The following is an 18,709-nucleotide window of genomic DNA, read 5'->3' as shown; positions in this document are numbered from 1 at the left end:
CCTGGTCAGGTCTCCCTTTCATCTCGCAGCGCGCTTTGCAGATATGCACGGAGACTTGCTTCCGCCGCTGGCACGTCCGCACAGTACTCCATCAAGCTCTCTCGCCGAATCTGGTTGCAACCCAACTGTCGACAGAGCCTTGTCGACTCCGTTGCCATGTCCAGCCAGGTGCGGTTCTCATCACGCCACCCATAGACCGCTCGACGAATTTCTTCGAACAGCACGTTCTGCACAAATGGCTCGTTGGCAAGCGCTGCGGGCAAGACCCCGGCCTCAACATCGCGGGTGAATGCGGTCAGCCAGTCCATCGCCTCACTGACGTGCGCTTCGAGTGACTCGTCGATGATCTCGTCAGCCTCAAGTACAGCGACGTGCCTACGTGACATCTGATCCTGCGATTCCTCGTCTGACAGTAGCCTGTGCGCGATGCGTCCCAGGAAGACGCGAACGCGCCCGCGGTAGGTCCGAGGGTACGCCTCGCTCGGCTCCGGAGTCGAGAACCGTTCCATGCGCCCCCTACTGGCCCCTCATCACCGGTCCCGCGAGGTGAGGAGGGGCAAGCAACTGGAAGCTTTCCGGACGGGGCCTTTCGTCGTGGCTCTCGGTGTGCGATTTCGGGTGAACGGTCGTCATTTCTGCGCCTGACTATGAACGAGTAGTCATTGCGTGTCAAGCATGAGTGCTTCGGAGCGTGTGCACTCGGTCCGCCGAACGCGCGTCGCGCCACGAAGGTCGCCCACAGGACCGACACGCGCCCTCGCGCTAACTCCGCAGCGTCCTGCTCCGACTACCTTGTAAGCACCGAACAGCGGTGCGGGTGGAGAGGTGGCGCGATGGTAACGCGAAGAGGAAGAGCGGCGTGACGATTGACGCTTCCATAGACTGGGCGGCTCTGTACCAGAAGCATCGCAACGCGATGTATGGAGTCGCCTATGCGGTGCTGCGCGGAACCGGCCGGGTCGACCTCGCAGCTGACGCTGTTCAAGACGCCATGGTGTCGTTGATGAATTCGCCGCCGTCGGAGGTGCCACGGAACTGGGAGGCGCTTCTTGTGGTGACGGCTAAGCGCCGGGCGCTTGACATCGTCAGGTCGGCTGCCATGGTTCGGGGGGTCGCGTACTCCGAGGAGTATCTCCCGGGTTCGGAGCCATCAGTCGAAGATGAAACGCTGGAGCGGCTGGAGAAGATTGCGCGCGCCCGCCCGGCGATCGCGAAGCTCGACGCCCAGGCGCATACCGTGCTCGCCGAGTACATCGTCCGGGATCGGCCGCGGGCGGACGTAGCGCGTGAGCTTGGCGTGTCGCCGGCACGTGTCAGTCAGATTGCCACGAAGGTGCTAGCGGAAATTCAGGCAGCGGTAGCGGAAGGAGGATGACGATGAGTTCAGACAATGACAGGGATGACGAGATCGCAGAGATCCTCGACGCGCGAAACGGTCGGTCGGTACTCGACAGCGGCGCTTCCTTTGCCGAGCGAGACCCTGAACTGCGTGGCCTACTCGAGGCCGCGGATCTGGCTTGGGCGAGCCAGCAGCACGCACCACCGCTCGCCGACGATCCGGTTGCGGCGATGCTGGGGCTCGTTCCGGATCCTGAGTTTGAGTTGGACGGCAAAGCGTTGGCTTCGGCGCGCAAGCGATCAGGATTGACGGTGAGTTCGCTTGCCAGTCTGCTCGCTGAGCGAGGCTGGGAAGTCTCGGGAAAAGACGTCTTCGCCTGGGAGAGCGGCCGCGGCGCACCGCGGGGTCCTGCGCTGATCAACGCTCTCGCTCAGGAGACCAGTGTTGATGCGGACCGGCTGCGTCGTCGGGTGAGTGAGGATCCTGAGCGCGCGACGCTTGCTGCGGTGATCGGGTCAGCGGCTTTCAAGAGCCTCGCGGAGCGGTGGGCGCGCCTCCAGGGCACGACCGCTGCGTTGGCTGCTTCGGCGCTGGAGTCGCGCATGCTCGTCGCGGTCCACCGGGGTGGCGCCCCTGACGAGGAAGTTTTGCTCGACTCGCTCGAAGCCATGATTAGCGCCATCGAAGGCGCCGAAGGCTGATGAAGCTTGGGCCCTGGGTCGAGCGTGCGATCCGCATCCTTGACGCTCCAACGCAGGAACAGTTCGCACTCGATCCCGAAGCGGCGTTGATTTCTCAGCTCGGCTTGACGGTACGTCCCGTCGAAACGCTTTCGAGCAGCAGGGCGGACGGCGGGTTCTGCGACGGCATGTCGTTCCTTGAAGACGGCGTGATTCTCTACGCCCCGACGCCGAACAGCCGCCGGCAGAACTTCACTCTCGCGCACGAGCTCGGGCACTGGATCGTCGAGCAGGACCAGGGTCTATTCGACTGGATCGCCGACCAAGCTGACCCTGCTGCGCTCCTGGAGACTATCTGCGATCAGATCGCTCAGCGCCTGCTGTTACCGGATGCGCTCACGCAGGACATCGTCGGATCTGAGCTCGTCCGGGCTCAGCACGTGCAAGACCTCTATGAGAACAGCCAGGCCAGTTATCAAGCGTGCGCGATCGCTGTCGCGAGACACGTCCGCGGGCTCGGCGCCGTCGTGCTCATCGACCGATTCGACGGCCAAGTACACCACGCCAGCATCCGCCCAGATCCCGACGACGGATGGCCCGAGGTGTATCCCTGGCGCGGCCAAGTCCTTCCCGAGGCTCACGCGTTACGAGAGTTCGACTCAGGATCGACTTTCACGCGCCGGATCACGTGGCGTGACTCATGGGGGAGAACCGCGGAGTTCTACGCCGATGCCGTCGCTGACGGCCGGCGGACCATCGCGGTTCTGGCGGGCGATGACATCTGGAAGGTCGAGCCCAGCTACGTCATCCAGCCGCGAGACTTCGACAAGCGCCCTCTGCTGCACGTCTACTGCTGCGGCCAAGAGCACTCGTTTCACGGCTTCCCCTGCCCGGCCTGCGGACAAGGGTTCTGCCCGGTCTGCAAGAACTGCAAGTGCGACCGAGCAGCCAAGACTGAGGCCACGTGCAACGGGTGCTTCTTGGTGCTGCAGCGCCATCTGCTCGTCGACGGGCTCTGCGAGAACTGCCGCTAACTCTTTCAGCACCTGCTCCGACTACTTAGTGAGGAGCTGACCGTCAGCTCCGGAGATGGAGCCAGTTGTGGCAAAGAACACGGGACGCGGTCACCGCGTCGGATCGGTCAAAGGACGCAGCGAGTTCCAGGTCGGAAAGACCTGGTTCAAGCGCGACACCTCGACGGGTCGCATCATGAACGGCAGCCCGAACCAGCACAAGGGCGTCCGCAACGAGAAGTGAGCGGAGTGGGGCTGAAGGCGTTGCGCTTGCCAGCCCCACTCGCCACCGGCTTCACCTCACCCCGCATCAAGAGAAGGAATAATCATGGCAGATCGACGAGTAACGCACACCCGTAAGAACCGCGACGGCGACATCACCGCTATCGGCAATCCCGGCCAGTTTTGGTCGCCGCGTGCCAAGGCTGACGCCATCCGCGACATCGAGCTCCGCATCAACACGTACCACGTGCAGTGGCCCGAGAAGCGGACCGAGATCCGCGTCGTCAACGGCGCGACTGGCAAGTACCTCCGCACCGATCGCGACAACACCACGCGGAACAATCTGGACGACCTCCCCGACCTGTGAGTTCACCGGAGCAGCCGGACGCGAAGAACGCACCATGCGACCTGCCTGGTGCGTTCTTCGGCGCTCCGATCAGGGGCCGAGGGTGGCTGTGATGCCAGTTGCAAGCTTCCGTGGCGCCCTGGCCCGCATCGTCACGCCCTCGCGGTGAAGCGCACGAAGCACCGCTCCATGCGATACCTGGTGCTTCGCTTCGATCTCTCGCATTGTCGCCCCAGCCTCGTACTCCTTAGCCATGCGCCGAGCCTCCACCCCGGTCACCTTCCGCTTCTTCACGACGACGTTGTTCTCGCGCAAGAGTCTCACGAGCGCCGATGCGGCGACGCCATGTGTTTCGGCCAGTGACCGGGCGCTCTCACCCTCCTGGTATCGCCGAACGATCTCTACCACGGTTTCCGGGGAGAGCCGCAACGACAGCGTCTGGGCGCGGTACAAGGGCAATGTGCTCGAACCATCGTCGCGGTTGCCGGGGGAGGCCAACTTCCGCAGTTCATCAGGGGTGAACGGCAGGTTCCAATGGTTCGAACAGAGGTCGTTTACGTCAGCAGAGAAAAACCCCCGCTCAGGCGGGGGTTTCCTCATTCTGCGGCGCGCGAAACTCAGCTCACGGCGATCAGGGATCGTTGCCAGCCTGTCGATCCGTCGGGGGCGATGGGGGCGCTCTCCTGGATCTGCATCTCGCCGTTCTTGTTGATCGCGCGCACGGTGACGTAGTGGGTGCCGGGGGTGGCATCCCACTCCAGCATCCACTGCACCCAGGTGTCGGTGCTGATCGGAGCGGACAGCGTTGCTCGCTGCCATTCGCCGTCGTCGATGCGCACCTCGACGGCTTCGATGCCCACCGTCTGCGCCCAGGCGACACCGGCGATCGGGATGCGTCCGGCCGCGACGCTCTTGCCGATCTTCGGGGTGTCGATGCGCGACGAGAACTTGATGGGGGCCTGGGCGCTGTAGCCGCGCGGCGTCCAATACGCCTCGTCCTTCTCGAACGTGGTGACCTTCAGCTCGGTGACCCACTTCGTCGCCGACACGTACCCGTACAGCCCGGGCACCACCATGCGGACGGGGAATCCGTGCTCGAGCGGGAGCGGCTGTCCGTTCATGCCGACGGCGAGGATCGCATCGCGGCCGGCATCGGTGAGCGCCGACAGCGGGGTGCTGGCGGTGTAGCCGTCGACGCTGCGCGACAGCACCATGTCGGCGTCGGTCTGCGGGCCGGCGAGCCGCAGCACGTCTCGGATCGGCACACCCAGCCACATCGCGTTGCCGACCAGATCGCCGCCCACGACGTTGGAGACGCAGGTCAGGGTGATCGCGTACTCGTCCAGTCCCATCTCCACCAGCTCGTCGAACGAGAGCTCGACTCGCTTGTCGACCATGCCGTCGATCACGAGCCGCCAGCTCGCGGGGTCAACCGTGGGCACGGTGAGAGCGGTGTCGACCCGGTAGAAGTCGGCGTTCGGCGTGAACAGCGGCGAGATTCCCGGGATGTCGAGCTCGGCCCCGTCGGGGATGGTCACGGATGTCCGCGCCGGTGGCAGCCGTAGTCCCTTGCGGATCGCCGCCACGGACGAGCTCGTCGCGCTCACCACGCGGGAGGTGATCCCCACGACCAGCGCGGAGGCACCGGCGATGCCGGCGAGCGCGAAGAACCGGCGCCGGTCTACCGACACGCCGGCGGCTGCGCCGTCCGCGCTGTCGTCGCCACCCGCGTCGGGGTCGGGGATGGCGGCGGCGCGCTGCCAGGTGCGGAGCCGTCGGCACAGGAGGATGAGCGCCGCGATTCCCGCGACCGCACCGAGCACCGAGGGAAGGAAGGCGAGCGGGGTCACCCCGGCTCGCGTCGTCGTCGCGGCCACGGATGCCGCCCCTGCGATACCGAGCGCGATCGCGCCGAGCGGCGGCCGCACCAGCTGCAGGACGCCTGCGGCCGCTGATGCGATGACGACCGCGAGACCGAGGCCGATCAGCAGCGCGACCTTGTCGAATTCGCCGAACGTCGAGATGGCGAACTCCTTGAGAGGCTGCGGAACGACGTCGATGACGAACGAGCCGACGGCCAGCAGCGGGCTCGCATCGCGGGCCACCAGCAGTGCCGACAACTCCGCGGCGGCGAGGAACACCAGGCCGCTGACCACCCCGGCGACTGCGGCGAACGCGATGAACGCGCCGCGTCGATTCTGTTTCGACATTGTTCCCCGATCCTCGGATCGGCCCGAGGGCCGCTTGTCGAGTGGTTCGGAGGCAGATCCGGATCGGATCGGAAGTGCCGCGGCCGCCTGCGGGCGGCGACGCGCTTTCGACTACATTCCGATCAGGCTGCACGATCATCGCGGTCGCGCCGTACGAGATGGTTGTCGACGCCATCGTCGGGCCGATGCCCCCCACCCGCGATGGCCTCGTACGCAACGCCGGCCATCGCCCTTCTCGAAGGGGCGACCAGATGTCCGACATCGGGCTCTTCTACGTCGGTGCCGTGCTGATCATCAACGGCATCATGCTGCTCGGCGCGATGACCGCCCGAGCCGCAGCTCCGCTCAATCTGTTCGTCGGCGCCATGCAGGTCATCACCCCCACCGTCATGGTCATGACAGCGAACGACGACCCGGCGGTGGTCTTCGCCGCGAGCGGCCTGTACCTCTTCGGCTTCACCTACCTCTGGGTGGGCATCAACGCCCTGGCGGATCTGTCCGCCACAGGTCTCGGCTGGTTCTCGCTCTTCGTCGCCGTCGCGGCGATCGGCTTCGCGGAGAGGACCTGGGCTGCGGGCGGCCGCGTCTTCGCGGTGATCTGGGTGCTCTGGGCGCTGCTCTGGCTGCTGTTCTTCCTGCTGTTCTTCCTGCTGCTCGGCCTCGGCAGGACCCACCTGGCACGGTTCACCGGTGCCATCGCGGTCGGTGAGGGCATCGCCACGGCCGCCGTCCCGGCGTGGCTGTCGCTCACCGGGGCGTTCGTCGACTCCGGCAGCGCGGCGCTGGCTCTCGCCGTGGCGGCGGCCGTCGGCCTGATCGTGCTCTACCTTCGGCTCGGGAGGACACCGCAGCGCGTCGACCGGACGAGCGCGCGCCGTCAGCCGGTGAGCCGGAGCGTCAGCTGGAGCGCGGCTCGTCGGTCCGGTCGACCGGCGGCTGCTCCGCCGGCTCGTACCGAGCCTGATCGGCCCTGACTCCATCCGGTGTCGCGTCATCGTGCGCCAGGGGAGCGGCGTCTGCCCGCTGGTCAACGATGACGTACCGGTGGATGCGGATCCGCTTGCGTGGCGGCCGCTGGTCGTTCACCACATCGGCGCCTGTCCGAGCGTCATCCTGGCTCGTGCGACGCTCGTCCGCACGTGGACGCGCGTCGTGCTCGTCGTCGCGCGAGTCGTCGTCGCGCGAGTCGTCTTCGCGTTCGCCGTCGTAGTGATCCTGGATGCGGTCGATGTCGTCGTCGGTCAGAGTGCCGTCGGCATCGATGCGCGGGGCGTGCGTGACCGTGTCCTTGTCGTACGTGACGTGCAGCACCTCGCCGTCGAACTCGGCGTCGCGCAACGGCACGAACGACTCCGCTCTGCCGAACCAGCCGGTGGTGACGCCGGCATAGAGCGGCTGGCCGCCGTCGGGGTCGACGTACACGTGCTTCACCGTGCCGATCCTCGACCCGTCGGCGTCGACCACCTCAGCATCGAACAGGCTGTTGATCCGGTATGCGTCGATCATGGGTTGCCCTCCTGTCAGGCCGCGGCAGAGGCGGTCGCCGCCCCTGTGCGCCGGCGGTTCATCGTCCGAGTCCCACCCGGTCGACGCGGCGGTGGTAGCGCATGCCTCCGATGCCGCCGAGGATCGCGCCGCCCAGACCGACGAGAGCCACGACGATCGCGGTGATGATGCCGGTGACCGTGAGGCTGCCCTCGTCCACGGGGATACGCGGGAAGCTGTTCAGCTGACCGAGGACGTTGAACTGCGAACCGGCCACAGCGGCGACGATGGCCACCACGATCGCGATGACGATGGCCCAGACCCAGACGGCCAGGCCCTGCTTCGCCCCGGAGAACCGCGCCATCCGACCGGCGACGTAGCCGCCGCAGTAGTAGGCGATGAACAGCACGACGGCCAGAGCGATCGCGCCGATGATGGTGACCGTCTGTGCGTTCGCACCGATCTCGTTGGCGGCATCCTCGACGTCGCCTTCGGCGACACCCAGCCCGAGGCCCGCCCCGACCGCGCTCAGCAGCGCCGTCAGCAGAACCGCCGTTCCGGTCGCGGTGAGCCAGCCGAAGAAGGCGGAGCCCCACTTGAAGCCACCGAAGCGCTCCTGTTCGCGTTCCAGCGCCTCTTCGCGCTGCGTGGGGCCTCGCTGCGCCGAGACGGCTGCGGGTTCACGCTCACGTGGATCCGAACCGGGTGTGCTCATGTCGACTCCTGACATCGGGTGGGCGGAGCGATCCGCGCCACGTGATCTTCTCCAGAGTCGGCTCTGCGGCTCGTGATGGTGAGGGGGTTGACCTCGGCGGCCGGAAGTGCCCTCCAGCGCGGCAGCGCCACCGAGGCATGACCCGAGCCGCGTGGTTCGCGGCTACGCTGACGTCATCCCGCATGACGTCGCAACAGCCCGAGGAGCCGCGATGACCAATCTCGAGAAGAACCCCTCGCTGAGCGTTCTCGACCCGGGAGAGCCCTGCACCTCCGTGGAGGTCCTCACCCCTCGGGAGGTGCCGCTCGGCGGCATCCGGGCGATGACGGTCTACCGGACTCTGCCGCAGAAGCGTCGATCGCTCGTCGGCGCCTGGTGCTTCCTCGATCACTACGGCCCCGACGACGTCGCCGAGACCGGCGGGATGGAGGTGCCGCGCCATCCCCACACAGGACTCGCCACGGTGTCGTGGCTGTTCACCGGGCGGATCGACCATCTCGATTCGAACGGGGTCGCCGCGGCTGTGCTGCCGGGTGAGCTGAACCTGATGGTCGCAGGTCAGGGCATCACCCATCAGGAGATCAGCACGCCCGACACCACGGTGCTGCACGGCGTGCAGCTCTGGTACGCCCTTCCCGACGCGACGCGGTTCACCGAGCACGGGTTCGCGCACTACGCGCCCGAGCCCGTCGACCTGCCCGGGGCGAGCGTGCGAGTGTTCATCGGTTCGCTGCTCGGCTCGACCTCGCCGGTCGACACCCGCACACCCGACATGCTCGGCGCGGAGCTGACGTTGCAGCCCGGCGCCCGCGTACGGCTACCGGTGCGTCGCGATTTCGAGCACGCCACCCTCGCCGAGACCGGATCGATCGTCCTGAACGGCGCCTCGGTGCAGCACCGGGAGCTCGGCTATGTGCCCACCGGCGCCGACACCATGACCATCGAGGCGGGCGCCGAGGGCGCGCGCGTGATCCTGCTCGGGGGTGTGCCACTGGGCGAGCAGATCGTGATGTGGTGGAACTTCATCGGACGCAGTCACGATGAGATCGAGGAGTTCCGCCGCCGCTATCAGGCTGAGCTCGGCTTCGAGCAGGCCGATCCGCGTGACGAGGGCAAACCGGTGCTGTTCGGACCGTATCCGGAGGGCCGGCTCGCCCCGCTGCCCGCGCCGCCGCTCCCGGGTGTGCGGCTGCGCCCGCGCGTGTAGCTCAGCCCTGCCGAGCCCGGATCGCGTCGCCGTGCTCGCTGCGGCGCTCGACGACGTGCTGCTGATACTCCGGATGCCTCGGCAGCCACGCCACCACGTACGGGCAGACCGGCACGATGCTCTTGCCCGCGGCGATCACGTCTTCGACGACCGCGCGCACCAGCGTCGACCCCAGACCCTGCCCGCCGTACTCGTCGGAGACCCCGGTGTGGAACAGCACGCGTTCGTCGCCGACGTCGACATAGGACTCCTCGCCGATCTCCGTCGACTGCGTGCCGTCGTCGCCGCGGTCGATCAGCACGTAACGCGACTCGTCGGGAAGGTGGCGCACGATGAAGCGCTCCTCGGTCATGACAGCACCTTGCCGTCGTCGCCGCGGGGTCGCACGGGGTGCTCGCTGAGGATCGAGATGCGGTTGAACATGTTGATGGTCAGCGCGACCCACTCGGCGGCAGCGAAGGTGTCGTCTCCCAGAACGGCGCGAGCGCCGGACAGGTCGGCTTTCGACTCCTCGGTCAGCGGCATGCGCGTCGCCGCCTCGGCCACGGCCAGCACGGCGGCCTCGCGCTCGGAGTAGAGGGTCGTCTCCCGCCACGCGGGAAGCAGATCGATCTTCTGCTGCGGGATGCCGGCGCTGCGTGCCTCGCGGGTGTGCAGATCGAGGCAGAACGCGCAGGCATTGATCTGCGACGCGCGCACCTTGATGAACTCGCTCTCCTGCAGCGAGAGCCCGCGTCGCTCGGCCTCGCCCGCCACGGCACGGGAGTACTCTCCGGCGGCCTTCCAGACGTCAGGCGCGGACTTGTCGAGATAAGGACGCATTTCTCTCCTCAGATGCGGTCACCGGCCGGCAGGCGGCTCTGAGCACCAACCTAGACGGTGCGCGGCGCATTCCCGGCAGGTGGACCCCGCCGACCGGCCCCACAGTCCAGGAGCGGATGCAGAATGGAGAGAACGGGGACAGGCGAGTCCCGTCACGACCTACGAGGAGAAGCGCATGACCAGCGGAGCGAGCGACACCGGAGAGATCACCCGCCGAGACGGCGCCGAGACGGCCGTGCTGGCCGGCGGATGCTTCTGGGGCATGGAGGATCTCGTGCGCCGTCAGCCCGGCGTGCTGGCGACGCGCGTCGGCTACACGGGCGGGGAGAACGACCACGCGACCTACCGCAACCACCCCGGGCACGCCGAGGCGCTCGAGATCGTCTTCGATCCTGCACAGACGACGTACCGCGACATCCTCGCCTTCTTCTTCCAGATCCACGACCCTTCGACGCTGAACCGCCAGGGCAACGACATCGGAACCAGCTACCGCTCGGCGATCTTCCCGCTCGACGCGGAGCAGGAGCGCGTGGCGCGCGAGACCATCGCCGATGTCGACGCATCGGGGCTGTGGCCCGCTCCCGCCGTGACCACCATCGAGCCCGCTGGTCCGTTCTGGGAGGCCGAGCCCGAGCACCAGGACTACCTGGTGCGCTACCCGAACGGATACACGTGCCACTTCCCGCGCGCGGGCTGGGTGCTGCCGCGTCGTGAGGCCGATACGACGGTGTAGTCGAGCAGCGGCGACGACGTAGCCGCAGCATCCCTCGAGTGTCAAGGCGTGTGCGGCTGCGGTCGGGCGCCCCTAGCGTCAGGAGCATGGAGACCGCTGAGAACCCCCCACGGCTGCGTCGAGCGATCAGCGGGCCGATGCTGTTCGCGTTCATCCTCGGTGACGTGCTCGGCGCCGGGATATACGCGCTCATGGGCGTGCTGTCCGAGAGCGCGGGCGGCATGCTGTGGGCGCCCCTGATCGTCGCACTGCTGCTCGCACTGCTGACTGCGGGCTCCTACGCCGAGCTCGTGACGAAGTACCCGCGAGCCGGGGGAGCGGCGGTGTTCGCGGAGCGCGCGTTCCGCAGCTCGCTGCTGTCTTTCCTGGTCGGGTTCAGCATGCTCGCGGCCGGCGTGGTCAGCGCGGCGGGCCTCGCCATCGCGTTCTCCGGCGACTACCTGGCCACCTTCATCGATGTGCCCGTCATCCCCGCGGCGATGGTCTTCCTCGTTCTCGTCGGTCTGCTCAACGCCAGGGGCATCCGCGAATCGATGGGCACCAACCTCGTGATGACCGCCGTCGAGCTCTCCGGGCTCGTCATCGTCATCGTCGTGGTCGCCATGTATGTCGGCCGGGGTGGCGGAGATCTCGGCCGCGCCACCGAGCTGCCCGACGGCGTCGGCGTCGCGGGTGCGGTGCTCGGCGGTGCGATCGTCGCCTACTACTCGTTCGTCGGGTTCGAGACCTCCGCGAACGTGATCGAAGAGGTCAAGCAGCCCAGTCGGGTCTACCCGCGAGCGCTGTTCGGAGCGCTGGTCACGGCGGGCATCGTCTACGTGCTCGTCGGCGTCGCCAGCGCCGCCGCGCTGCCCGCAGACGAGCTGCAGGAGTCATCCGGCCCGCTGCTGGCCGTCGTCGAGGCGACCGGGGTGAGCGTGCCGTCGTGGCTGTTCAGCCTCATCGCGCTCATCGCCGTCGCCAACGGCGCGCTGCTCACCATGATCATGGCCAGTCGGCTCGCGTTCGGCATGGCCGAGCAGGGCCTGCTGCCCTCGCCGCTCGGTCGCGTGCTGCCCAGACGGCGCACGCCGTGGGTGGCGATCGTCGCGACCACGGGCGTCGCGATGCTGCTGACCCTCGTCGGCGACCTCGGAACCCTCGCCGAGACCGTGGTGCTGCTGCTTCTCCTGGTCTTCATCAGCGCGAACGTGTCGGTGCTGGTGCTGCGCCGCGACAGGGTGCAGCACGAGCACTTCCGGGTGTGGACGTTCGTGCCCGTGCTCGGCGTGATCTCCTGCCTCGTGCTGCTCAGTCAGCAGCGACCGATCGTCTGGCTCTTCGCGGGGATCCTGCTGGCCGTCGGCGTGATCCTGTGGCTCAGCACCCGTCGCTTCGCCGCACGGCCGCTCGACGGTCGGGCCGGTGAGGTCTCGGACGAGCGCTGAGCGTCACGCGCGAGGGAGCACGCCGGCGCCCTCGCGCAGCTCGAACACCAGCTGTGTCTCCGTGGCCCTGACGATGTCGTGCACCGTGATGCGCTCGAGCACGATGTCTCGCAGCGCTGCGGCGTCGGCCACGGCGACATGCACGAGGAAGTCGTCGGCGCCGGCGATGTGGAAGACCTGCAGCACTCCTCGGGTCGCCACCAGGGCGTCGAACAGGGCCTCCACGCCATCCCTGCTGTGATTGCCCAGGCGCACGCGGATCATCGCCTGCACGGGCGCGCCCACCGCGGCGGGGTCGATCTCGAGTCGGGAGCCCGAGATCACGCCGCGGCCGCGGAGCGTGCGAAGCCGGAAGGCGCAGGTGGATGCCGGGATGCCCAGCGCCTGCGCCACGTCCTTGATAGGAGCCTGCGGGTCGTCCGTCAGCGCTCCGAGGATGCGCAGATCGAGCTCGTCGACGGCGCCCTGCTGTGCTGCTGCCAACGTGCGCTCCCGAGATCGATGTCGCATTGCTCAGGAAACAACATACGCGGGCTCTCCGGCTGCCCGCGACAACTCGGCTGGACTGCGGTGAGCGAGGAGAGCAGGATCGATGGCATGTCCGACATGCCGCTGCACCCCGACACCGTTGCCGTCCACGCCGGCCGCGCCGACTTCGGCGCCCTCGGCGTCCACGCCGCCCCGATCGACCTGTCATCGACGAATCCGCTGCCCGACATCCTGCACGGCGGCGACTCGTACGAGTCCATGGCCACGGGCGGTCACCCCCTGCCCGACGGCGGCAACGTGTACGCACGGCTGTGGAACCCCACGGTCGCGCGCTTCGAGGAGGCGCTCTCCGAGCTCGAGCACTCCGAGGCGTCCGTCGCGTTCGGCTCCGGGATGGCGGCCATGACCGCGGCGATCCTCGCCCACACCACCGCTGTCGGCAAGCGGCACATCGTGGCCGTGCGCCCGCTCTACGGCGGCACCGACCACCTGCTCGACTCCGGACTGCTCGGCGCCGAGGTGACGTTCTGCCACGAGCACGAGGTGGCGGCGAGCATCCGACCGGACACCGGCATGATCGTACTCGAGACCCCGGCGAACCCGACGCTCGATCTCGTCGACATCGCGGCCGTCGTGGCGCAGTCCGACGGCATCCCGGTGCTCGTCGACAACACGTTCGCGACGCCGCTGCTGCAGAACCCCCTCGATCTCGGGGCGGCCATGTCGATGCACAGCGCGACGAAGTACATCGGCGGCCACGGCGATGTCATCGCCGGGGTGATCTCGTGCAACGAGCGCACGGCCGAGGCTCTGCGGCGGGTGCGGGCGATCACCGGCGCTCTGCTGCACCCGCTGGGCGCCTACCTGCTGCACCGCGGCCTCGCCACGCTGCCGATGCGCATCCACGCCCAGCAGAGCTCGGCACGCGCACTGGCTCACTCGCTTCGCGAGAACCCGGCGGTCAGTGAAGTTCTCTACCCCGAGTTCGATGACGAGCGCGGCCTCATCGGTCGGCAGATGCGCGGCGGGGGAGCGATGATCTCCATCCGGCTCGCCGGCGGGTACGCCGCCGCCGAGGCGCTCACCGGCGCGGTCCGGCTGTTCACGCATGCCGTATCGCTCGGCGGGGTCGACTCTCTGATCCAGCATCCCGCAGCCCTCACCCACCGCCCGGTCGCGCCCGATGCGCGACCCGGCGCCGATGTCGTGCGGCTGTCCATCGGCCTCGAGAACGTCGACGACCTGCTGACCGACCTCGAGCAGGCCCTCGCGAAAGCGCGGGTGCAGGCCACTGCGTGAGGGCCTGCGACGTGACACCATGGACGAATGAGCTCCGCCAATCTGTCCCGCGACGAGACCGCCCGCCGCGCAGCGTCGATCACGCTGCGCGAGGTGCGCGTCGAACTCGACCTCGCGGGTGCCCCCGAGCGTGCCCGCACCGGCTTCTCCACCGCGACGACGCTGACGTTCGACGCGACAGAGGCTGAGACCTGGCTCGACTTCATCGGCGAGTCCGTCGACCGTGTCACGGTCGACGGAGAAGAGCGGGAGGTGCGCTGGGACGGCGCCCGCATCCTGCTCGACGGGCTCGGCGGCTCCCACGTCGTGCGCGTCGAGGGCGTCGCGGCGTACAGCCGCTCGGGTGAGGGCATGCACCGATTCCACGACCCGGTCGACGGTGAGACGTATCTGTACACGCAATACGAGCCGGCCGACTCGCGCCGGGTCATGGCGTGCTTCGAGCAGCCCGACCTGAAGGCCTCGTACACGTTCCGCGTGGTCGCTCCCGCCGGCTGGCACGTGCTCTCGAACCAGTCGCCGGCGCACGTGACGCCGGGGATCGGCGTGCAGACCGTGGAGTTCGCGCCCACCCTGCCCATCTCGAGCTTCATCACCTCGGTCGCGGCCGGGCCCTATGCGCGGATCGACGGCGAATGGTCGCGAGACGATCAGAGCATCTCCCTCGGTGTGCTGTGCCGCGCCTCGCTCGCCGAGCACCTGGAAGCCGATGAGATCCTCGAGGTCACCCGTCAGGGCCTGGACTTCTTCTCCGACGCGTTCGCCTACCCGTATCCGTGGGGCAAGTACGATCAGATCTTCGTGCCGGAGTACAACCTCGGCGCGATGGAGAACCCGGGCCTGGTGACCTTCACCGAGGCGTACATCAACCGGGGAGCCGCGACCGACGCGCAGCGCGGCGCCCGCGCGAACACGATCCTGCATGAGATGGCCCACATGTGGTTCGGCGATCTCGTGACCATGCGCTGGTGGGACGACCTGTGGCTCAAGGAGTCGTTCGCCGATTACATGGGCACGCACGCCGCCGCAGCCGCGACCCGATTCACGGACGCCTGGGCACGATTCGCCAACAGTCGGAAGACCTGGGCGTATCGGCAGGATCAGCTGCCCACCACGCACCCGATCGTCGCCGACATCCCCGATCTCGAGGCCGCGAAACTGAATTTCGACGGCATCACCTACGCGAAGGGCGCCTCGGTGCTCAAGCAGCTGGTCGCGTTCGTCGGCGAGGACGCCTTCTTCGAGGGCGCCCGACGCTACTTCGCCGCGCACGCGTTCGGCAACACCACGCTGGACGACCTGCTCGACGAGCTCGAGGCTGCCTCCGGCCAGCCCCTGCGCGAGTGGTCGCAGTCGTGGCTGGAGACCAGCGGAGTCTCGGCGCTGTGGCTCGAGGAGGATGCCGAGGGACGACGTGTGCTCGTGCAGGACAGCGGTGACATCGCTCCACGTCCGCACCGGCTGCGGGTGGGGCTGTACGACCTCGTCGACGGCGGCCTCGCCCTGCGGGAGCGCATCGAGCTGACGGTCGAGCGGGAGCGCACCGACGTCGAGATCCCGGATGCCGATCTCGTGCTCCTCAACGACGACGATCTCACCTACGCCAAGGTGCGCCTCGATGAGCGCTCGCTCGACACCGTCGCCGCCTCGCTGTCGACTGTCTCGGATGAGCTCGCGCGCGGGCTCATCTGGTCGTCGCTGTGGAACGCCACCCGCGACGGCGAGCTGTCCGCGACCCGCTACCTCGACATCGTGCGGGCGCACGCGCCCGCCGAGCCGAACGTGGCGCTGCTCAGCGCGACGCTGCTTAACGCCGCGTTCGCGATCACGCACTACGTCGTCGACGACGAGCGCGCAGAGCAGCGCCGTTCCTGGGTCGACTCGACCTGGGCCGCGCTGCAGGGCGCCGATCCCGGCAGCGACGCTCAGCTGTCGTGGGCGCGCGCCTTCGCCACCGCCTCTGCGTTCGACGGCTCCCGCGCCGACGATGTCCGGGCGATCCTCGGCGGCGACGCCCCGCAGGGACTTCCCATCGACGCCGATCTGCGCTGGCTCCTGCTGACCGCCCTCGCGACCACGGGACACGCGGATGCCGAGCAGATCGCAGCAGAACGCGCGTCAGACGACACGGCGGCGGGCCGCACCGCTGAGATCCGCGCCCTGGCATCCCGGCCCGACGCCTCGACCCGCGCCGCGGCGTGGGAGGCGGCGTGGGACGACCTCAGCCTGAGCAACGACCACCTCGACGCGACCATCGCCGGCTTCCGCGCCGGCGGGCGTCGTGACCTCATCGCGGGTTTCGACGCGCAGTACTTCGAGCGGATCCGGGGCGTCTGGGCCGAGCGGAGCATCGAACTCGCCCAGCGCCTGGTGCTCGGTCTCTTCCCGGCGACGGACAGCACTGACGCCGTCGACGCCTGGCTCGAGCAGAACGCGGATGCTCCGGGTGCGCTGCGCCGTCTCGTGATCGAATCGCGCGACGACCTCGCCCGCGATCTGCGCGTGCGGGCGGCTCAGCCCTCAATCAGCTGACAGCGCGCTCGCGATGTCCTCACCGAGGTGTCGAAGCTCGGGACGATCATCGGGGGAGAGGACGTCCATCTGTGCGAGCAGCGGGGCCTGGTCTTCCAGAAGCGCGCGGACTAGACCGGATCCGAGTCGACGCTCGGCGCGGGGCGAATCGCCCACCTCACCCCTCGAGCACGTCGCCGGGGTCCAGCGCCGAGAACGTCCCGCCGCCCTGTTCGGTGGCCCACTGCAGGCGCTGACGATGCATGGCGAGGCCGATGCTCGACAGTGTCATGTCATGCGTGCCGAAGCAGCGGCGAGGCGCGACCGCGAGGACGAAGTCCATCGCCTCGCCGATCTTCAGCCACGGCGCGCCGATCGGAGCGGCGAGCGTGTTCACCTCGACGTCTTCAGGGATCGCGTAGGAGTCGCCGGGGTAGTAGAGCTCGTCGTTGACGAGAACGCCGAGATTCTCGACCCGAGGCATGCTCTCGTGGATGACCGCGTGCTCGCCGCCGAAGAAGCGCAACTCGAAGCCGTCGACGCTCACCGCGTCGCCCGGCTGGACGACCGTGACGTCGTGGTCCGCAGCGGCAGCCGCCACGTGCGCCGTGCTGAGGATCGGGATGCCTGGTGCAGCGCGCAGGATGCGATCGAGGTGCTCCGTCGTCCAATGGTCCGGGTGCTCGTGGGTGATCACGACGGCGACCACGTCGCCGAGGTCGGTGAGAGCAGCGGTGAACGTCCCCGGATCGATGATGAGGGTGCGGCCCGCGTGCTCGACTCGCAGGGCCGCATGTTCGTGTCTCATGATGCGCATGGCGAGAGTCAACCTCGTGGCGCGGATTCGGGCAACCCTCTTGCCGCGACACGCCCGTGATGCGTGCTCGCGCGGCCGCGATTTGGAGCAGCGGCCCACCCCGTGCCAGACTTGCACGGTTGCCAGATCGGCCCTTCGGGCCGAACGGCCCCATCGTATAGCGGCCTAGTACGCCGCCCTCTCACGGCGGTAACGCGGGTTCGAATCCCGCTGGGGTCACAGCGACACAGAAGGCCCTCCGATTCTCGGAGGGCCTTCTTCTTGCCCGGGCGCTGTATTCCCGAGTGTTGTATTCAGGGGAATGAATCCCGCCGAGAGTCCGTTGCGTTCTACATGACTGGCATTCAATTCGGCCTCGACACGTTCGGCGGAGTCACCACCGACGCCGACGGCGAGAGCGTTCCCCATCCTCAGGTGATCCGCGACATCGTCGACGAAGCCGTGCTCGCCGACAGTGTGGGACTCGACTTCTTCGGTCTGGGCGAGCACCACCGCCCGGACTTCGCGGTCTCCAGCCCCGAGGTCGTGCTCTCCGCCATCGCCGCACGGACCGACCGCATCCGGCTGGGCTCCGCCGTCACCGTCCTCAGCTCGGACGACCCGGTGCGGGTGTTCGAGCGCTTCTCGACCCTGGACGCCGTCTCGAACGGCCGCGCGGAGATCGTCGCCGGGCGCGGCTCGTTCATCGAGTCGTTCCCCCTGTTCGGCTTCGACCTTCGCCAGTACGAGGAGCTGTTCGAGGAGCGCCTCGACCTGCTCTCGCAGCTGCTGAAGGAAGAGCCGGTGACCTGGCAGGGCAGCACGCGCGCGGCTCTGGAGAACCAGAGGGTCTTCCCGACGACGGCCGACGGAATCCCCACCTGGGTCGGAGTCGGCGGCAGCCCCGACTCCGTGGTGCGCACGGCGCGCTACAACTTCGGGCTGTTCCTCGCGATCATCGGCGGTCCCGCGGCACGCTTCGCGCCGTACATCGATCTGTTCACCAGGGCCCAGGACCAGTTCGGCGTGCCGCACCAGCCGGTCGCCGTGCACTCGCCTGGGCTCGTGGCCGAGACCGACGAGCAGGCCCGCGCTCTGACGCATGACGGGTGGCTCGCGATGCGCACCCGGCTGGGTCAGGAGCGCGGGTGGCCGGCGCCCGCGGTCGGCGACTTCGAGCGCGAGATCGAAGGAGGCGCGCTGTACGTCGGCTCGCCCGAGACGGTCGCGCGCAAGATCGTCGGCACCCTGCGAACCCTCGACGTCGACCGCTTCGACCTGAAGTACGACCAGAACGCCGTCACTCACCAGACGATGATGGACTCGATCGCGCTGTACGGCGAGAAGGTGGTCCCGCTCGTGAAGGACATGCTCGGCTGAGAGCATCGGGCTGATTTTGTGCGGTGAGATCCGTC

21 protein-coding genes and 1 tRNA gene are annotated in these 18,709 nt (G+C 68.1%); 13 read left to right on the top strand and 9 right to left on the bottom strand.

Translation table 11 applies throughout. From position 1 onward, the window contains the following. Positions 1-5 precede the first annotated feature (5 nt). A complete protein-coding gene (locus tag AB0O65_RS08070) occupies positions 6-509 on the bottom strand; it encodes a hypothetical protein (RefSeq protein WP_363383999.1) in 504 nt (167 codons plus the stop codon). A 350-nt stretch (positions 510-859) separates the two neighbouring features. On the opposite strand from AB0O65_RS08070, the gene AB0O65_RS08065 reads away from it, so the two are divergent. The 5 genes from AB0O65_RS08065 (at position 860) to AB0O65_RS08045 (ending at position 3,621) form a co-directional block, all read left to right on the top strand. Next, positions 860-1,375, top strand: a complete 516-nt coding sequence (locus AB0O65_RS08065; protein WP_363383997.1) for a sigma-70 family RNA polymerase sigma factor — start codon at positions 860-862, stop codon at positions 1,373-1,375. 2 nt (positions 1,376-1,377) lie between these two features. Continuing rightward, complete coding sequence (locus tag AB0O65_RS08060; RefSeq protein WP_363383995.1) at positions 1,378-2,040, top strand: hypothetical protein; 663 nt, start codon at positions 1,378-1,380, stop codon at positions 2,038-2,040. Then, entirely contained in the window at positions 2,040-3,053 is a 1,014-nt protein-coding gene (locus tag AB0O65_RS08055; protein WP_363383993.1) for an ImmA/IrrE family metallo-endopeptidase, read from the top strand. The genes AB0O65_RS08060 and AB0O65_RS08055 overlap by 1 nt, the downstream gene beginning before the upstream one ends. Before the next feature lie 67 nt (positions 3,054-3,120). Continuing rightward, positions 3,121-3,276 (top strand): hypothetical protein, encoded by a 156-nt coding sequence (locus AB0O65_RS08050; protein WP_363383991.1) that lies wholly within the window; start codon positions 3,121-3,123, stop codon positions 3,274-3,276. A gap of 84 nt (positions 3,277-3,360) precedes the next feature. Next, complete coding sequence (locus AB0O65_RS08045) at positions 3,361-3,621, top strand: DUF3892 domain-containing protein (RefSeq protein ID WP_363383989.1); 261 nt, start codon at positions 3,361-3,363, stop codon at positions 3,619-3,621. Between the two features lie 69 nt (positions 3,622-3,690). On the opposite strand, the gene AB0O65_RS08040 is transcribed toward AB0O65_RS08045, so the two are convergent. Both AB0O65_RS08040 and AB0O65_RS08035 read right to left on the bottom strand, forming a co-directional pair. Beyond that, entirely contained in the window at positions 3,691-4,200 is a 510-nt protein-coding gene (locus AB0O65_RS08040) for a hypothetical protein (protein WP_363383987.1), read from the bottom strand. Between the two features lie 17 nt (positions 4,201-4,217). Then, on the bottom strand, positions 4,218-5,810 hold the full coding sequence (locus AB0O65_RS08035; RefSeq protein WP_363383985.1) for a molybdopterin-dependent oxidoreductase: 1,593 nt from the start codon (positions 5,808-5,810) through the stop codon (positions 4,218-4,220). Between the two features lie 251 nt (positions 5,811-6,061). Here AB0O65_RS08035 and AB0O65_RS08030 point away from each other — a divergent pair, with 251 nt between their 5' ends. Next, positions 6,062-6,784 (top strand): AmiS/UreI family transporter, encoded by a 723-nt coding sequence (locus AB0O65_RS08030; RefSeq protein WP_363383983.1) that lies wholly within the window; start codon positions 6,062-6,064, stop codon positions 6,782-6,784. On the opposite strand, the gene AB0O65_RS08025 is transcribed toward AB0O65_RS08030, so the two are convergent. Together AB0O65_RS08025 and AB0O65_RS08020 are read right to left on the bottom strand one after the other, a co-directional pair. Continuing rightward, positions 6,708-7,316 carry a PRC-barrel domain-containing protein gene (locus tag AB0O65_RS08025; protein ID WP_363383981.1) on the bottom strand — a complete coding sequence of 203 codons (609 nt, stop codon included), beginning with the start codon at positions 7,314-7,316 and terminating at the stop codon, positions 6,708-6,710. The genes AB0O65_RS08030 and AB0O65_RS08025 overlap by 77 nt on opposite strands. A 58-nt stretch (positions 7,317-7,374) precedes the next feature. Then, complete coding sequence (locus AB0O65_RS08020) at positions 7,375-8,010, bottom strand: hypothetical protein (RefSeq protein WP_313480814.1); 636 nt, start codon at positions 8,008-8,010, stop codon at positions 7,375-7,377. Between the two features lie 211 nt (positions 8,011-8,221). Between AB0O65_RS08020 and AB0O65_RS08015 the strand changes: the two genes are divergently transcribed. Then, complete coding sequence (locus AB0O65_RS08015) at positions 8,222-9,217, top strand: pirin family protein (RefSeq protein ID WP_071642847.1); 996 nt, start codon at positions 8,222-8,224, stop codon at positions 9,215-9,217. A 1-nt stretch (position 9,218) separates the two neighbouring features. Here the strand turns inward: AB0O65_RS08015 and AB0O65_RS08010 are convergent, their stop codons facing one another. Both AB0O65_RS08010 and AB0O65_RS08005 read right to left on the bottom strand, forming a co-directional pair. After that, positions 9,219-9,569, bottom strand: a complete 351-nt coding sequence (locus AB0O65_RS08010; protein WP_071642845.1) for a GNAT family N-acetyltransferase — start codon at positions 9,567-9,569, stop codon at positions 9,219-9,221. Then, entirely contained in the window at positions 9,566-10,039 is a 474-nt protein-coding gene (locus AB0O65_RS08005) for a carboxymuconolactone decarboxylase family protein (protein ID WP_071642843.1), read from the bottom strand. Before AB0O65_RS08005 ends, AB0O65_RS08010 begins: the two co-directional genes overlap by 4 nt. A 175-nt stretch (positions 10,040-10,214) precedes the next feature. Between AB0O65_RS08005 and msrA the strand changes: the two genes are divergently transcribed. Next, positions 10,215-10,772 carry a peptide-methionine (S)-S-oxide reductase MsrA gene (msrA, locus tag AB0O65_RS08000; protein WP_363383977.1) on the top strand — a complete coding sequence of 186 codons (558 nt, stop codon included), beginning with the start codon at positions 10,215-10,217 and terminating at the stop codon, positions 10,770-10,772. An 86-nt stretch (positions 10,773-10,858) separates the two neighbouring features. Next, positions 10,859-12,199: an APC family permease gene (locus AB0O65_RS07995; protein WP_363383975.1), complete on the top strand. Its 1,341-nt coding sequence runs from the start codon at positions 10,859-10,861 to the stop codon at positions 12,197-12,199. 3 nt (positions 12,200-12,202) lie between these two features. On the opposite strand, the gene AB0O65_RS07990 is transcribed toward AB0O65_RS07995, so the two are convergent. Continuing rightward, entirely contained in the window at positions 12,203-12,682 is a 480-nt protein-coding gene (locus tag AB0O65_RS07990; protein ID WP_225211015.1) for an Lrp/AsnC family transcriptional regulator, read from the bottom strand. A 114-nt stretch (positions 12,683-12,796) separates the two neighbouring features. Here AB0O65_RS07990 and AB0O65_RS07985 point away from each other — a divergent pair, with 114 nt between their 5' ends. Both AB0O65_RS07985 and pepN read left to right on the top strand, forming a co-directional pair. Next, positions 12,797-13,987 carry a PLP-dependent aspartate aminotransferase family protein gene (locus AB0O65_RS07985; protein WP_313480824.1) on the top strand — a complete coding sequence of 397 codons (1,191 nt, stop codon included), beginning with the start codon at positions 12,797-12,799 and terminating at the stop codon, positions 13,985-13,987. A 27-nt stretch (positions 13,988-14,014) separates the two neighbouring features. Then, on the top strand, positions 14,015-16,519 hold the full coding sequence (pepN, locus tag AB0O65_RS07980; protein WP_363383972.1) for an aminopeptidase N: 2,505 nt from the start codon (positions 14,015-14,017) through the stop codon (positions 16,517-16,519). A gap of 157 nt (positions 16,520-16,676) precedes the next feature. Here the strand turns inward: pepN and AB0O65_RS07975 are convergent, their stop codons facing one another. After that, positions 16,677-17,315, bottom strand: a complete 639-nt coding sequence (locus tag AB0O65_RS07975) for an MBL fold metallo-hydrolase (protein ID WP_071642833.1) — start codon at positions 17,313-17,315, stop codon at positions 16,677-16,679. A 146-nt stretch (positions 17,316-17,461) separates the two neighbouring features. On the opposite strand from AB0O65_RS07975, the gene AB0O65_RS07970 reads away from it, so the two are divergent. Together AB0O65_RS07970 and AB0O65_RS07965 are read left to right on the top strand one after the other, a co-directional pair. Continuing rightward, positions 17,462-17,534: transfer RNA gene (locus tag AB0O65_RS07970), tRNA-Glu, on the top strand. Positions 17,535-17,648: 114 nt separating this feature from the next. Next, positions 17,649-18,674: an LLM class flavin-dependent oxidoreductase gene (locus AB0O65_RS07965; protein ID WP_071642831.1), complete on the top strand. Its 1,026-nt coding sequence runs from the start codon at positions 17,649-17,651 to the stop codon at positions 18,672-18,674. Positions 18,675-18,709: the final 35 nt, after the last annotated feature.

Source organism: Microbacterium sp. NPDC077391 (assembly GCF_040686955.1).
Classification (GTDB): Bacteria; Actinomycetota; Actinomycetes; order Actinomycetales; family Microbacteriaceae; genus Microbacterium; species Microbacterium commune.
The sequence above is the reverse complement of the archived record's forward strand: the minus strand, read 5'-3'. Positions and strand labels throughout refer to the sequence as shown.

Bases quoted from the DNA above. Each gene is read 5' to 3' on its own strand.
- AB0O65_RS08070 (WP_363383999.1), bottom strand. From the start codon at position 509: ATGGAACGGTTCTCGACTCCGGAGCCGAGCGAGGCGTACCCTCGGACC.
- AB0O65_RS08060 (WP_363383995.1), top strand. From the start codon at position 1,378: ATGAGTTCAGACAATGACAGGGATGACGAGATCGCAGAGATCCTCGAC.
- AB0O65_RS08055 (WP_363383993.1), top strand. From the start codon at position 2,040: ATGAAGCTTGGGCCCTGGGTCGAGCGTGCGATCCGCATCCTTGACGCT.
- AB0O65_RS08045 (WP_363383989.1), top strand. From the start codon at position 3,361: ATGGCAGATCGACGAGTAACGCACACCCGTAAGAACCGCGACGGCGAC.
- AB0O65_RS08040 (WP_363383987.1), bottom strand. From the start codon at position 4,200: ATGAGGAAACCCCCGCCTGAGCGGGGGTTTTTCTCTGCTGACGTAAAC.
- AB0O65_RS08035 (WP_363383985.1), bottom strand. From the start codon at position 5,810: ATGTCGAAACAGAATCGACGCGGCGCGTTCATCGCGTTCGCCGCAGTC.
- AB0O65_RS08030 (WP_363383983.1), top strand. From the start codon at position 6,062: ATGTCCGACATCGGGCTCTTCTACGTCGGTGCCGTGCTGATCATCAAC.
- AB0O65_RS08025 (WP_363383981.1), bottom strand. From the start codon at position 7,316: ATGATCGACGCATACCGGATCAACAGCCTGTTCGATGCTGAGGTGGTC.
- AB0O65_RS08020 (WP_313480814.1), bottom strand. From the start codon at position 8,010: ATGAGCACACCCGGTTCGGATCCACGTGAGCGTGAACCCGCAGCCGTC.
- AB0O65_RS08015 (WP_071642847.1), top strand. From the start codon at position 8,222: ATGACCAATCTCGAGAAGAACCCCTCGCTGAGCGTTCTCGACCCGGGA.
- AB0O65_RS08010 (WP_071642845.1), bottom strand. From the start codon at position 9,569: ATGACCGAGGAGCGCTTCATCGTGCGCCACCTTCCCGACGAGTCGCGT.
- AB0O65_RS08005 (WP_071642843.1), bottom strand. From the start codon at position 10,039: ATGCGTCCTTATCTCGACAAGTCCGCGCCTGACGTCTGGAAGGCCGCC.
- msrA (WP_363383977.1), top strand. From the start codon at position 10,215: ATGACCAGCGGAGCGAGCGACACCGGAGAGATCACCCGCCGAGACGGC.
- AB0O65_RS07995 (WP_363383975.1), top strand. From the start codon at position 10,859: ATGGAGACCGCTGAGAACCCCCCACGGCTGCGTCGAGCGATCAGCGGG.
- AB0O65_RS07985 (WP_313480824.1), top strand. From the start codon at position 12,797: ATGTCCGACATGCCGCTGCACCCCGACACCGTTGCCGTCCACGCCGGC.
- pepN (WP_363383972.1), top strand. From the start codon at position 14,015: ATGAGCTCCGCCAATCTGTCCCGCGACGAGACCGCCCGCCGCGCAGCG.
- AB0O65_RS07975 (WP_071642833.1), bottom strand. From the start codon at position 17,315: ATGCGCATCATGAGACACGAACATGCGGCCCTGCGAGTCGAGCACGCG.
- AB0O65_RS07965 (WP_071642831.1), top strand. From the start codon at position 17,649: ATGACTGGCATTCAATTCGGCCTCGACACGTTCGGCGGAGTCACCACC.